Genomic DNA, 13,415 nt, shown 5'->3' with positions numbered 1-13,415 from the left:
GGAGGGGGCAGCATGCGTACACCGTCATTGCGCAGGTTCCAGCGCGGCGTGGCGCCGGTCGTGATCGTGATCATCGTGGTGGTGGTGGTGGTCGCGGTGATCGGAGCCATCGTCACCAGCAGCACGACGCCCAGCACGCCCGGCGCCCCACCGCCCGGCTGCATCCCAGCCGGCACGCAATGCCGCCTGTTCATCCAGAACGAGGTGAGCTGTTGCGACGGCAGGCCCATCGTCGGGCAACGCATCGGCTGGTGTATCGGATGGTGGGACGGCATTCCGTGCCGGGGCGGCACCGGTATGCGCGAAGACACGCTGGAAGGGCGCGTGGCGGCGTTGTCGGCGCCGAGTTGCGAAGTCATGCAGCGGCCGGTGTGCGGACTGACGGAGCTCGGCGCCCCGCCCTTGCCGACGGCCAATTGAACTCGGCGCGGCGCGCTCGAGGGCCGCGCGGCTGGCGAATCAGCCGCGCCGCAGGTGGGTGGTCATGGCCTCCAGCACGCGCCGCCCGCCCTTGCCGCTGATGACGGTGCGCACCACGGCGGTATTGCGGCCGCGATGCTCGATGCGCGCATTGGCCTCGATGTGCTCGCCTTCGCCGGGCGCCAGGAACCACGCCGAGATCGCCGACACCGCCCACTCCGCCGGCAGCGCGGCCTCGGCGGTAACGATGGCCATGCCGATCTGGAGCCCACCCTGCATGTGACCGACACGGTTGCCGAGATGCGGGCCATTGGCCGTGCGGCAGCGCGCGCCGTCGGCGGTAGTCCACGGCAACATGCCCCAGAAGTGCTTGAGGAAGCCGCGCTCGCCACCCGCTGCCTTCATGGCGCCATCGGCACGGGCCAGCAGTTCGCGCTCGTGCGGCTCGAATTCTTGTTCAGCAAGCGGCGCCACGCCCTCGTGCACGGCATCGACGATCGGATACATGCTGCGCCCGGGCAGCGGCTCCATGACCATGAACGCGCCCTGGCCGTAGATGGCCGGCGTGCCGTTGGCGTAGACCGTGGTGCGACACAGGCCCTGGCGGCTGTCGACGCCGTCGACGAAGTTCTCGAACTCGCCGCGCCCGCTGATCTCGCCCGTCAGCGGCGCGCCGGTAAATTGCAGCGTGAGGCTGACCGTCGCCAGGCGCTGCGAGGGCGTCAAGTTGGCGCGCACCACGCAGCCCATCGAGACATCGGCCATCAGGCACACGGCGGCGATGTCGACGCGGCCACGCTCGTCCTCGCTGTAGGCGCCGCCGTCCATCGCCACCTCGACTTCGCGCGGCGTGGTGCGCGGAAAGCGCACGCCCAACAGGTTGCCTGAATAGTTGAAGCCGGGGGTGCGATCGAGGGCGAGTCCGACCAGGACGCGACGGCGAAGGTAAGTCATGTCAGCGGCTGTGGATTGGGGCGCACAGGATAACGCCCGGCGCTGCGCGGCAGGATTCCCCGGGCGGGGGCAGCGTGGCGCCGACCCACACGGGCCGGCGCTCGAACATCGGGTCAGCGTCAGGCCGACCTCAGTTGGCTTTCTCCGGCAGCGGCAGCTTCACCCACTCGCGATAGAAGGTCTCGATGTCGGGCTCGAACTCGTTGAGTATCGGGTACCACGGCACCGGCGCTTCGACGTCGTGCATGATGCCGCACTCGGGGCAGATGAACTCGCGGATCTCCTGCCATTCGTGATGCGGCGCCATCAACTTCGGCTGCAGCTCGTTCAACAAGGCCTCGCTGTTGCGCACGAAGATGTTGGCGAAGAGCTTCCAGTTCTCGTGGTACTCGCCCATCACGTGGCCACAGGCGCACTTGTTGACCCACTTCTTCGACTTGGCGTCCTGCACGATGTACAGGTGCGGGCCGCGCGGCAGGATGATTTGATCCGGCCACGACACCCGCTCCTGCAGCACCTTGAGATACAAGTCGAAACGCTCGACGTCTTTCGGCATCGACAGCATGCGGTGCACGGTGTTGAACGGCAGGCGACCATCCACCAGGTCGCCGATTTCCTTCTTGGTATAGCTTGTCATGGGAGCGGCTCCTGCTTAGTAGTCTTCGGGGGCAACGACCGATTCGTCGACCAGCACCACGCGGCGCACGTCGGGCAGGGAATCGATCGGAATGCTCTGCTGGCCGAAGCCGGTCACGCCGTCTTGACCGAGGCGCAGGATCCAGTCCTTGGGCAGGCTCCAGAAGGCGCGGAACTCGTCGAGGAATTTCTTCGAGGCCATGAAGCTCGAGGCATACATGTGCTGCACCTGCTCGGCGCCGTCCTTGGCGGCGACGCGCCTGGATTCCTGTTTGATCCATTCGCGCACCGGCATCGAGCGCGCGATGCGTTCCTTCTTCATTTCCTCGCGGCGTTTGGCGGTGGCGGCTTCGTCGACCTGCCAGGCGCCCTTGGCGTCCTGCGTGGCGACCGCGCCGTAGACATTGGCGGCAAAGCGCGGCAACACGTAGTGACCGTTGAGATCGGCTTCCAGATCGCGACAGCTGCGCTCTATCGGATCGCCGAAACCCGGGCCGCCGCGGATGAGGTTGAGATATAGATCGTAGTCCTCGAAGGGCTGCTCGGTGGCCATGGTCTGCTTGTCACGGATGACATCAGCGCCCTTGGCGAGCGAGAACTCCCACTGCGGGCTGTCGGGGTCCCAGTCGTGACCGAGCGGCAGTGATTCGCCATTGGCGATGCGATCCTTCAAACCGGTGTTGTGCGCGGCAAAGCGGTAGCCGGCGGATGACGGGTAGCCACCCATCATGCCCCAGTTGCACACCACGTAGCCGTCGCCCATGAAGGTCATGGCCCAGTCCTTGGCCTTCCAGATCATGCGCAAGGTTTCGAAACCGCAACCGCCGCGATACTTGCCGGCGCCGCCGGAGTTGGTCTTGATGGCGCGCCCGAGATAGACCATCGGTTCAGCGAGTTCCCAGATCTCCATGTCGCCCATGTCGCCTTCCGGGTTCCAGATCGCGGCGGCGTGATCGAGGCCGTCGGCCCAGGCCCGCGCACCGGCGCCGGAGGCGGCGGGCTCGAAACTGTTGACGGCGTGGAAGTCACCGTCCTGGTTGATGCCGCCGCCCTGCAGCCAGTTGGCGGTCGAGCTGTTGCCGGCGTTCACTTCCTCGAGATAACCGCGACCGAAGTAGCAGCGGCCAAGACCGCGCCACAAGGACGTCCACGAGCCGACCAGGAAGTGCCAGGCATAGGCATGACCGGTGCGGCGATCGTCGGGGTTCATCCAGGTGCCGTAGGGCAGGTGGAACTCGGTGCCGTAGTAGGCGCCGTCGTTGACGCGCTCGTTGGGCACCAGGTGCTGGGTCATGAACACCCAGATGCCGCTGGTGAACGCGACCTGGCTGGAGTTGTAGGTATGCCAGCCCCAGCGGCTCGCGCCTTCGAAGTCGAGCTTCCACGAACCATCGGCACGGATCTCGATGGTCGAAGGCGAATGCATGATCGAATCGACCTTGGCGTACTGCGCCGGCGTCGACATCGCCTCGTGCTTGTAGGGCACGTCGATGAACGACACCTGGCGATACTTGCCGGGAATCAGCATGGACTTGATGCGGTTGCGCAGGCCGCGGCGGCCGTCTTCGATGATCTCGTAGCCGAAGTTCTCGAACACCTCGATGCCGACTTCGCCGATCACTTCCTCCATGCGGTCACGAATCATGTGGCAGCCGGCGATGCGCGTGCGCTCGTCGAGAATCCAGTAATTGGTGGCGCGCACGTTGCGCTGGCTTTCATGCAGCCAGTCGCGCAGCGGCTCGTCGTTGACGCCGGTCTTGCGGCAGGTGATCTGCAGCCCGTCGCCGAAACGCGAGAACTGGCCGTTGGACATCGAGCCCGGCGACACCGCGCCCAAGTCGATGACGTGGGTCACGCCGCCGACCCAGCCCACCAGGTTGTTGTTCCAGAAGATCGGCACGATGGTGGCGACGTCGCAGGGATGCACGTTGCCGATCGCGCAGTCGTTGTTGGTGAACATGTCACCGGGATTGATGGTCGGGTTGCGCTCCCACTCGTTCTCGATCATGTACTTGATGGCGGCGCCCATGGTGCCGACATGGATCATGATGCCGGTCGAGGTCAGCACCGCGTCGCCGGCGGCGTTGTAGAGCGTGAAGCACAGCTCGCCTTCCTGCTCGACGATCGGCGAGGCGGCGATCTTCTTGGCGGTCTCGCGCGCGTCGACCAGCACCGCGCGGATACGCGAAGCCAGCTTCTCGAAGAAGATCGGGTCGGCTTCCTTCAGCGGCATGTTGACCAGGCCGTTGTAGCAGCCGCTTTCCTCGGTGCGCGCCAGCACCTGGTTGCGATTGTCGCGCAGCGTCAGGCCGCTACGGCACAGGCCCTTGTCGCGACGCTTGTCGGGGACCATTTTCAAGACGGTACTCATTGCATGTCTCCTTGTTTTTAGCGCCGCGCTCAGAGTTCGCGCAGGTGGAAAAGGCGATGGGTGTCGAGACGCGTGGACCAGCCGTCCGGCACCACCAGGGTGGTGGCAGGCGATTCGATCACGGCCGGGCCATTGATGACGTTGCCGGCTTTCAGCGCTTCCATGTGGTAGAGCTTGGCGGTCTTCCAGCGGCCTTGCTGGTAGAACGGGCGCTCGCCGATGCTGGCATTGGCGGGCGGCGTCGGGCCGCAGTCCTCCTCTTCCGGCACGCGCGGCTTCTTGGTCGCGACGATGCCGCGCATGATGGCGCCGGTCACGCCGAAGCCGAGTTCCGGCGAACGCGCGGCGCGTGCATAGACGCGCGCATAGGTTTCGTCGAAGGTTTCGACGATGCGTTCCCAGTCGGCGACGCTGGACACCGCCGTCAGCGGCGAATCGATTTCCAGGTCGTTCAACTGCCCGAGGTACTGCATGGTGAAGCCCGGCTTCAGCAATACGTCTTCGGGCGCGAAGCCGTTGATGCGGAATTCCTCGATGACCTTCTCGGCCAATTCGCCCCAGGCCTGCTGCAGGGTCGCACAGCTCGCTTGCTTGACCGCGTCGGGCGCGCTCGGCGGCACCGCGATGTCGACGCTCTTGTCGTAGCGGTATTCGAACTCGGCGGTGGCGCAGCCAAAGGCCGAGAAACCTGCCGCCCAGGCCGGGATGATGACGTCCTTGAAGCCGAGACCCTGGGTGTAGCCATAGGTGTGCACGGGGCCGGCGCCGCCGTAGGAAAAGCACACGAAGTCGACCGGGTTGTAGCCCTTGGCATTGATCATGGAGCGCAGGTGACCGCGCAACGACTGGTCGAGGATCTCGATGACGCCACCGGCGGCCTTTTCGACCGAGATGCCGAGCGGGTCGGCGATCTGCTTCTTGATCGCCGCGCGCGCGCGTTCGACCGAGAGCTTGATGGCGCCGCCCAGGAAGTTGTCGGGGTTGAGATAGCCCAGCACCACGTGGCAATCGCTGACCGACACGGTATCGATGCCACCCTCTTCCCAGCACACGCCGACGCGGTAGCCGGCACTGTCGGGGCCGAGCTTGATCGACTGCGAGTAAGGGTCGATGCGCACGAAGCTGCCGGCGCCGGCGCCGACCGAATCCATCGCCACCAGCGGCAATGACACCAGGAGGCGCGCCATGTTGGGGTCTTTCTGGATGGCGAACTCACCCTTGGTGATGAGCGCGATGTCGAAGCTCGTGCCGCCGATGTCGGAGCAGGCGATGTTGTCGTAACCCAAGGCCTCGCCGAGAAACTTCGAACCGATGACGCCGCCGATGGGGCCCGACACCAGGGTGCGCGCCAGTTCCTTGGCTTTCCAGCTGATGGTGCCACCGTGGCTCGCCATCACGCGCAGGTCGAACTTGCCGCCCTGGGCACGCATGGTTTCCGAGAGGCCATGCAAGGTCTTGCGCGACGGCTCGGCCGCGTAAGCCTCGAGGATGGTGGTGTTGGAACGATGGGATTCCTTGCGCGTCGGGTAGTAATCGACCGAGGCGAACACCGGGACATCCTTGCCATGGCGGGCCAGCACTTCGCGGCAGATCTCGACCACGCGGCGCTCGTGCTTGCCGTTCTTGTGCGAATGCAGGAAACAGATGGCGATGGCCTCGACGTCCTGCGCGATGAGCTTCTCGGCGGCCTCGAAAGCCTCGGCCTCGCGCATCGGGATCACCACGTCACCATGGCTGTCGACGCGCTCGGTGACGCCGACGGTGCGCTCGGCCGGCACCAGCGGCTCGTCGTAGCGATGGGTGTTCAGATGCAGGCGGTCTTCGAGCGAATAGCCGAGGTAGCACTGGATGCCGCGGCCCATGCGGTGGAAGTCTTCCATGCCGCGGTTGACGATGAGGCCGACACGCATGCCCTTGCGCTGTACCACGCGGTTCAGCATGGCGGTGCCGGAATAGACCGAGGTCACGAGCTCGGGATAGACCTCGTCGATGTCGCGCTCCCACAGCTTGAGCGCGTCTACCGACGATTCGATCACGGCCTGCGCCTCGTTGCTGGGATTGCTCTGCGCCTTGCCGACCACGAACTCGCCGTCGGCGCGCACGAAGAAGGTGTCGGTCATCGTGCCGCCGGCATCGATGCCCATCACCTCCACTACATTCTGTTCATTACCCATGTTGTCCTCCCCGGATTGCGAACGGATGTTCCGCTGGGCGCATGCGCGCCTGACTGGGGCGGGGGAGCAATGGCTGTGCCAGACAGGAGTGGAGAAGAAAACAGCAGGAGAACAAGGGCTTCGGCAAGGCGCCGGGAGTCCGCCTGGCCACCGCGTTTGAATCTCGAACGCTCGCGCGTGGCCAAGCGTCCGATTTTCGAACGCTGAATCGTCAGACTGAAGTCTGACCCACAAAAAGAGAAGCATGCTCGACGGTCAGACTGCAAGCCGCCCCATCCGAGGGCAAAGCATTGTGGGTCAGACTTCAGTCTGACGATTCATGCCGGCTCAAAAACCACGGATCGATCCCGAATGCGCGATTGAATTCGCTCCCAAACCGGAAACCAGCCCTCAATGCGTCGCGCGCGAAATTGAAAGCCCGTACTTGCGCAACTTCGCGTACAGCGTGCTCTTGGAAATACCGAGTTCGCGCGCGCAGCGTGTGGCATTGCCGGCGCAACGGCTCAACGCCTGTTCGATGGCGGCCTTCTCGGCGGCCTCCAGCGCGTGGCCGCCGACGACCGGCGCGACGGGCGTCACCGCTGCGCCAGCGATAGGGGCGGGCAGATCGGTCAGCTCGAGGCAGGCGCCATCGGCCGTCAACAACGCACTTTCGATCACATTGCGCAGCTCGCGCACGTTGCCCGGCCAGGCGTATTCGCACAGCGCGGCGCGCGCGGCGGGCGCAAGGCGCAGGGCCGGTACACCGTGTTCTTCGGCGAGGCGCAGCATGAAGTGCTCGGCGAGCGCCGCAATGTCGCCGCGGCGCTCACGCAGCGGCGGCAGTTCGAGGCTGGTGACGGAGATGCGGTAGAACAAGTCCATGCGAAAGCGCCCGGCATCGACCTCGGCGCGCAGGTCGCGGTGGGTCGCCGCCAGCAGGCGGAAGCGCACCTTGCGCGGCTGGGTATCACCGAGCCGGTAGACCTCGCCGCCTTCCAGCACGCGCAACAGGTGCGGCTGCAGATCGAGCGGCAGCTCGCCGACCTCGTCGAGGAACAAGGTGCCGCCGGCGGCGGCTTCGACCTTGCCCATCATGCCGCCGCGCCGCGCGCCGGTGAATGCGCCGTCGACATAGCCGAACAGTTCGCTGGCCAGGAGATCGCGCGACAGGCCGCCGCAGTTGACCGTCACCAGCGGGCCATCGGCGGTCGGCCCGGCGCGGTGGATGGCGCGCGCGAACAATTCCTTGCCGACACCGGTTTCGCCGAGGATCAGCACCGGCACCCGCGCGCGCGCCAGCTGCCGCGCGCGGCGCTGCGCTTCGCGCATGGCCGGCGCGTTGCCGGCGAGGTCGGCGAAGGCGTCGAGCTCGACGGCCAGGGTCTGGTGGGTATCGACACCGCGCGGCGACTCGGTTGTGCGTCGGGCAAGTGGATCAAGGTACCGAGGGCGTGGCCGCGGTCGGCGATGATCTCGAGTGCATCGGCCTTCAGCCAGGCCGGCACGCTGAACGCGCCGCGGCCTTCGCCCAGCTGCACGCCCAGCGCCGCGAGGCGCGTGTTGCGGCTGGTATCGAACGCGACATTCAAGGCGCCGAGCGCGGCGGCCGCGCCGCTGCTGGCCTTGACCATGCGTCCGGCGCGGTCGAACAACAGGTACTGACCGTGGCCCTGGCGCGGCAGGCGCGCCTGGATGTGATCGAGCAGCGCATGGCGCAGCGCCAGGCTCTGCTGGGTCAGGCGTTCCTCGATGCGGGTCGCGGCCGCCACCACCAGCGCCAGGGCGTGCTGGTTGTAGGTGCTGGACAGCCCCGAGATGTCGAGCGCGCCCAGCACATCGCCGTCGTAGGCATCGCGGATCACGGTCGCCGAGCAGGTCCAGCGCTTGATGCCCTGGCAGAAGTGCTCGGCGGCATGCACCTGCACCGGCGCGCGGGCCAACAGCGCGGTGCCGATGGCATTGGTGCCGCAATCGTTTTCGTGCCAGCGCGCGCCCGGCTCGAGGCGCACACCTTTCGCTTCTTCAACCGCGCGCGGGTCGCCGGCCATCTCGATGACCAGGCCGGCCGGATCGGTGAGCAGCATCACGGTGCCGGATTCGGACAGGAAATCGCGCGCCTCGCTCATCACCGGCAAACAGGCCTCGACGAGATCATGATGACGGGTCAGCACGCCGCTCAGGCCGTCGCTCTGCAACAGCGGCAGGCCGTTCTGGCAGGATGGATCGACGCCGGCATCGAAACAGCGCGTCCAGGAATCGCGGATCAGGCGCCGCACCACGCTGGTGGTGTAATCCTGTCCTGACAGGAAGCGCTCCCACGCCCCCATCACCTGGCCCTCGGCCTGGGGCTCGGGATAGTTCGAAAGACGCTCGCCGAAGACGCTCATGATTCCCCCTGGGCACGCGCCCGAGGGCGCGATGGGTAGACTCGGATTTGGGACCCGGATGCAGATCGACGCCTGCTTTGCGCCGGATTCTAACCACAGATGTGGCGCCGGCGCACGGAGCAGAGGAGCCAATGGGCGAGGCGCGCGCGCTGTCGTCGCCGTCGCGGCCGGCGGCGCAGTGCAACAATCCACGCGCTGGCGATGCGCCGCGGGGCTGCCGCCCCGAGTCGGCGCAACGTAAGCAATGGCCTACAGATCACCGCCCCACGCACTGCCCCATCGAGGGTTTCGGCGGCGCCCGCCGCGCTCTACCATCGCGCCATCCTTCACACGTCCAGGAGCGTCGCGCATGCCCATTACCGTCAGCCACCCTCGTCCCCACGTTGCGCTGGTCAGCATCGACAACCAGGCCAAGCGCAATGCCATGAGCCGCGCCGACATGAAGGACCTGGTGGCGGTGTGGGACGAACTCGAGACCTCGGACGTGCGCGCCATCGTGCTGACCGGCGCCGGCGATAAAGCCTTCTGCGCCGGCGCCGACGTCAGCGGCGACTTGAGCGCCAGCGAGGATATGGCGCGCATGATCAACCGCGCGCTGCTCAAGACCTCGTCCTATCCCAAGCCCATCATCGCGGCGGTCAACGGCGTGTGCGCCGGCGGCGGCGTGGAACTGATGCTGTCCTGCGATATCCGCGTCGCCGCCACGCACGCCAAGTTCGGCCTGCCGGAAGTGAAATGGGCCATCTACCCCTTCGGCGGCGCCACCGCCAAGCTCGTGCACCAGATTGGTTTCGTGCATGCCATGAAGCTGCTGCTGACCGCCGAGATGATCGAGGCAGCCGAAGCGGCGCGCATCGGGCTCATCAACGAGGTGGTGGCCGCCGATGCCGTGCTGCCGCGCGCGCTCGCCATCGCCGAACTCATCGCCGCCAACAGCCCGGTGGCGGTGCAGGCCGTCAAGCGTCACGTCACGGCCTGCAGCGCGGAGTTGGCCTTGAGCCAGGAAGCGCATGAACAAAAGCTCGGCGACGAGGTGCGCGCCAGCGCCGACTTCGCCGAAGGCGTGGCCGCGTTTCGCGAAAAGCGCGTGCCGAATTACCGGTAACCCTCACTGCTCGCCCGCGCGTGACGTTCGCTCACGCGCGGCGCGCCTCGCCGAAATCGATTCCCCGTCTATACTCAAAGGCGATCCATCCGGACGGGAGAGCCCCATGAGCGACCACGTCTACAAGAAGATCGAACTCACCGGCAGTTCCACCGAGAGCGCCGACCAGGCGGTGCGCAATGCACTGGCCAAGGCCGCCAAAACCATCAAACACATGGACTGGTTCGAAGTCACCGAAACCCGCGGTGAGATCCGCAACGGGCAGGTGGCGCACTGGCAGGTCAGCTTGAAACTCGGTTTCCGACTCGAAGAGTGAAAACAGGCGGCGCGACGCGATGCCGCGTCGCGCCGATGCGCACGGCGCGCGCGTGCTCGATGTCTCGAAGGATCACAACGCCAACCATCCTGAGGACCGCACCATGGAACGACGCATGTATTTCGTTTTGCCTGATCTGGAAGTCGCCAAGCGTGTCGAACGCGACCTGCTGCTGGCCAGGGTCGATTCATCGCGCATGCATTTCATCGGCAAGCGCGGCGCCGATCTCGGCCCGCTGCCGGAAGCGAGCCACGCGCAGAAATCCGATATCCGCCATGGCGTGTACGTCGGCCTGCTCGGCGGCGCCATCACCGGCGGCGCGCTCGGCGCCCTGCTGTGTTTCAACCCGCACTGGTTGGGCATCGCGGTCAACCCGTCCGCGGTGCTGCTGCTGGGTGGCTTCGGCGCGCTGTTCGGCGCCTTCACGTCCGGCGTATTGATAGGCTCGAGCACACCCAATGTGCACCTGCGCCAGTTCGAGGAAGACTTCGAAGCAGGCCGCCTGGTGTTGATTCTCGACGTGCCCAAGCAACGCGTCGACGAGATCGGCGCATTGGTCAAATCCCACTTCCCCGACGTTCGCGACTACCAATTGGACGCGACCATCCCGGCGTTTCCCTGATCAGCTCCGGCGTTCATTGTTCCCAATGTCAGACTGAAGTCCGACCCACGGAAGAACAGCCGCATGACCGTGGGTCAGGCTTCAGCCTGACATTCAAGCATGCCAGTCATTCCCCACCATGATAGGGATGGTGAAGCGCGTCGATTGCAGAGATGATGCCGACGTCGGAGCCAGCGGGGGGAGACGCGATGAACTTCGAGTTGACGGTCGAGCAGCGCCAGATCCGCGAGGCGGTGCTGGAACTGTGTGCGCGCTTCGACGAGCACTACTGGCTGGAACGCGACAACAGCGGTGAATTTCCCGAAGACTTCTGTCGCGCGCTGGCCGATGCCGGCTTCATGGGCATCGCGGTGCCGGAGCAATACGGCGGCAGCGGCCTGGGCGTCACCGAAGCGGCGCTGGTGCTGCAGGCCATCTCCGAATCGGGCGCCGCCAACAGCGGCCTGTCGGCGATCGGCATCGGCCTGTTCGGCGCCAAGCCCATCATCATGTACGGCAACGACGCACAGAAGAACGAATGGCTGCCGCGCATCGTGCGCCGCGACGACATCGCCTGCTTCGGCGTCACCGAACCGAGCACCGGCCACGACACCACGCGCCTGAAGACCCGCGCGGTACGCAAGGGCGACCACTACATCGTGTCGGGGGAGAAGGTCTGGATCTCGACCGCGCAGGTCGCCAACAAGATCATGCTCATCACGCGCACCACGCCCATCGAGCAAACCGCGCGGCCGATGGACGGGCTGTCGCTGTTTTATACCGATCTCGACCGACGCTATGTCGACGTGCGCAAGATCGACAAGATGGGGCGTGCCTGCGTCGACTCCAACCAACTGTTCTTCGACGACCTGCCGGTGCCGGTCGCGCATCGCATCGGCGAAGAGGGCAAGGGTTTCCGCTACCTGCTGGCCGGCCTCAACGCCGAGCGCATCCTGGTGGCGGCGGGCCTGGTCGGTCTCGGCCGCGTGGCCTTGAAGCGCGCCGTCGACTACGCCAATCAGCGCGTGGTGTTCGGTCGGCCGATCGGCCAGAACCAGGCGATACAGCACCCGCTCGCCAAGAACCACATGGAACTCGAGGCGGCGAACCTGATGGCCATGAAGGCCGCCTCGCTCTACGACAACGACCAGGAATGCGGCGCCGAGGCCAACAGCGCCAAGTACCTCGCCGCCGAAGCGGCCTTCAGCACCTGCACCAACGCGGTCATGACCCATGGCGGCATGGGCTACGCCAAGGAGTACCACGTCGAGCGCTACCTGCGCGAAGTGATGATTCATCGCATCGCGCCGATCAGCCCGGCCTTGATGCTGTGTTACATCGCCGAACGCGTGCTCGGCCTGCCCAAATCCTATTGAGGACTTGCCATGGACTTCGCGATTGAACTCGCCACCGCCGCCGACAGTTGGAAGGTCGCCAAGCGTGCCGAGCAGCTCGGCTTCCACTCCGCGTGGTTCGAGGACAGCCAGATGGTGGCGGCCGATCCCTTCGTGGCGATGGCCGCCGCCGCCATGCAGACCTCGCGCATCCGGCTCGGCACCGGCGTGTGCGTGCCGACCAACCGCCTGCCGCCGGTCACCGCCAACATGCTCGCGAGCTTGAACTCGCTGGCGCCGGGACGCATCGACTGGGGCGTCGGCACCGGCTTCTCGGCGCGTCGCGCGATGGGACTCGGCGCCATCAGCGTCGACACCTTGAGTCGTCATCTGCGCGCGGTGCAGGGCCTCCTGGCGCGCGACACCGTCGAATGGGATTTCGGCGCCGGGCGCCGGCGCAAGATCCGCTTTCTGAATCCCGAGGTGCCGCTGTTCAACACCACCGACCCGATACGCACCCACGTCGCGGCCATGGGCCCGCGCACGCGCGAGCTGGCCGCCGAACTCGGCTGCCACTGGATCACGCTGTTCATGTCGCAGGACCAGGTGCGCGCGGAAATGGCCGCCATGGAGGCAGCGTGGCGCGCCGCCGGACGCGACCCCGCCGCCCATCGCAAGCTCGCCTTCACCTTCGGCGCGGTGCTGCGCGACGGTGAAAGCTGCGCGACGCCGCGCGTGCGCGCCCAGGCCGGGCCGCTGGCGGCGATGGTGCTGCACAACCTGATGGAAGCCGACGCCGGCGATCTCGGCACCGGCGACGTGGAAGACGACGCGCTGGTCGCCGCCTACCGGGCGCTGTATCGCGATTACCAGCCGGCCGATGCCCGCTACCTGACCCTGCACCGCGGCCATGCCTTGTTCATGCGCCCGGAGGAAGACGCGGTACTGCCGGCCGATTTCATTCGCAAATCGACCTTCACCGGCACCGTGCGCGAGCTCGCCGACCAGGTCAAAGGCATTGCCGACGCCGGCTACAGCGAGATTTCCTTCGTGGTGTTGCCGCAATATCCCGACGCGGTCGATGACTGGGCGCGGGTCATGGAAGCGGCCAAGGTCTGACGTCCCGCTGCGTTGC

10 protein-coding genes and 1 pseudogene are annotated in these 13,415 nt (G+C 66.2%); 6 read left to right on the top strand and 5 right to left on the bottom strand.

What is annotated here, in order from left to right:
- The first annotated feature begins 12 nt into the window (after positions 1-12).
- Positions 13-420, top strand: a complete 408-nt coding sequence (locus IPM80_04770; GenBank protein ID MBK8957745.1) for a hypothetical protein — start codon at positions 13-15, stop codon at positions 418-420.
- Positions 421-459: 39 nt separating this feature from the next.
- On the opposite strand, the gene IPM80_04765 is transcribed toward IPM80_04770, so the two are convergent.
- From IPM80_04765 to IPM80_04745, 5 genes and pseudogenes are all read right to left on the bottom strand, one after another.
- Positions 460-1,374 (bottom strand): hypothetical protein, encoded by a 915-nt coding sequence (locus tag IPM80_04765; GenBank protein ID MBK8957744.1) that lies wholly within the window; start codon positions 1,372-1,374, stop codon positions 460-462.
- A 130-nt stretch (positions 1,375-1,504) separates the two neighbouring features.
- Positions 1,505-2,011 carry an acetone carboxylase subunit gamma gene (locus IPM80_04760; GenBank protein MBK8957743.1) on the bottom strand — a complete coding sequence of 169 codons (507 nt, stop codon included), beginning with the start codon at positions 2,009-2,011 and terminating at the stop codon, positions 1,505-1,507.
- Positions 2,012-2,026: 15 nt separating this feature from the next.
- A complete protein-coding gene (locus IPM80_04755) occupies positions 2,027-4,363 on the bottom strand; it encodes a hydantoinase B/oxoprolinase family protein (protein ID MBK8957742.1) in 2,337 nt (778 codons plus the stop codon).
- Between the two features lie 47 nt (positions 4,364-4,410).
- On the bottom strand, positions 4,411-6,555 hold the full coding sequence (locus IPM80_04750) for a hydantoinase/oxoprolinase family protein (GenBank protein ID MBK8957741.1): 2,145 nt from the start codon (positions 6,553-6,555) through the stop codon (positions 4,411-4,413).
- Between the two features lie 390 nt (positions 6,556-6,945).
- Positions 6,946-8,924: pseudogene (locus IPM80_04745) on the bottom strand (sigma-54-dependent Fis family transcriptional regulator).
- 349 nt (positions 8,925-9,273) lie between these two features.
- On the opposite strand from IPM80_04745, the gene IPM80_04740 reads away from it, so the two are divergent.
- The 5 genes from IPM80_04740 to IPM80_04720 all read left to right on the top strand — a co-directional run bounded on the left by IPM80_04740 (position 9,274) and on the right by IPM80_04720 (position 13,399).
- Positions 9,274-10,029, top strand: a complete 756-nt coding sequence (locus IPM80_04740; protein ID MBK8957740.1) for an enoyl-CoA hydratase/isomerase family protein — start codon at positions 9,274-9,276, stop codon at positions 10,027-10,029.
- Between the two features lie 106 nt (positions 10,030-10,135).
- Positions 10,136-10,345 (top strand): dodecin domain-containing protein, encoded by a 210-nt coding sequence (locus IPM80_04735; protein MBK8957739.1) that lies wholly within the window; start codon positions 10,136-10,138, stop codon positions 10,343-10,345.
- A gap of 19 nt (positions 10,346-10,364) precedes the next feature.
- Positions 10,365-10,967: a DUF1269 domain-containing protein gene (locus IPM80_04730; GenBank protein ID MBK8957738.1), complete on the top strand. Its 603-nt coding sequence runs from the start codon at positions 10,365-10,367 to the stop codon at positions 10,965-10,967.
- Positions 10,968-11,155: 188 nt separating this feature from the next.
- A complete protein-coding gene (locus IPM80_04725) occupies positions 11,156-12,322 on the top strand; it encodes an acyl-CoA/acyl-ACP dehydrogenase (GenBank protein ID MBK8957737.1) in 1,167 nt (388 codons plus the stop codon).
- A 9-nt stretch (positions 12,323-12,331) separates the two neighbouring features.
- Complete coding sequence (locus IPM80_04720) at positions 12,332-13,399, top strand: LLM class flavin-dependent oxidoreductase (GenBank protein MBK8957736.1); 1,068 nt, start codon at positions 12,332-12,334, stop codon at positions 13,397-13,399.
- The last annotated feature ends 16 nt before the right edge of the window (positions 13,400-13,415 follow it).

The sequence above is a fragment of the Pseudomonadota bacterium genome, assembly GCA_016719885.1.
In the GTDB taxonomy this organism is placed as follows: Bacteria; Pseudomonadota; Gammaproteobacteria.
This window is presented reverse-complemented; position numbering and strand designations above follow the sequence as displayed.

Excerpts from the sequence above, each read along its gene's own strand:
- IPM80_04755 (MBK8957742.1), bottom strand. The coding sequence starts at position 4,363 with ATGGTCCCCGACAAGCGTCGCGACAAGGGCCTGTGCCGTAGCGGCCTG.
- IPM80_04725 (MBK8957737.1), top strand. The coding sequence starts at position 11,156 with ATGAACTTCGAGTTGACGGTCGAGCAGCGCCAGATCCGCGAGGCGGTG.
- IPM80_04740 (MBK8957740.1), top strand. The coding sequence starts at position 9,274 with ATGCCCATTACCGTCAGCCACCCTCGTCCCCACGTTGCGCTGGTCAGC.
- IPM80_04750 (MBK8957741.1), bottom strand. The coding sequence starts at position 6,555 with ATGGGTAATGAACAGAATGTAGTGGAGGTGATGGGCATCGATGCCGGC.
- IPM80_04735 (MBK8957739.1), top strand. The coding sequence starts at position 10,136 with ATGAGCGACCACGTCTACAAGAAGATCGAACTCACCGGCAGTTCCACC.
- IPM80_04765 (MBK8957744.1), bottom strand. The coding sequence starts at position 1,374 with ATGACTTACCTTCGCCGTCGCGTCCTGGTCGGACTCGCCCTCGATCGC.
- IPM80_04730 (MBK8957738.1), top strand. The coding sequence starts at position 10,365 with ATGCCGCGTCGCGCCGATGCGCACGGCGCGCGCGTGCTCGATGTCTCG.
- IPM80_04760 (MBK8957743.1), bottom strand. The coding sequence starts at position 2,011 with ATGACAAGCTATACCAAGAAGGAAATCGGCGACCTGGTGGATGGTCGC.
- IPM80_04720 (MBK8957736.1), top strand. The coding sequence starts at position 12,332 with ATGGACTTCGCGATTGAACTCGCCACCGCCGCCGACAGTTGGAAGGTC.
- IPM80_04770 (MBK8957745.1), top strand. The coding sequence starts at position 13 with ATGCGTACACCGTCATTGCGCAGGTTCCAGCGCGGCGTGGCGCCGGTC.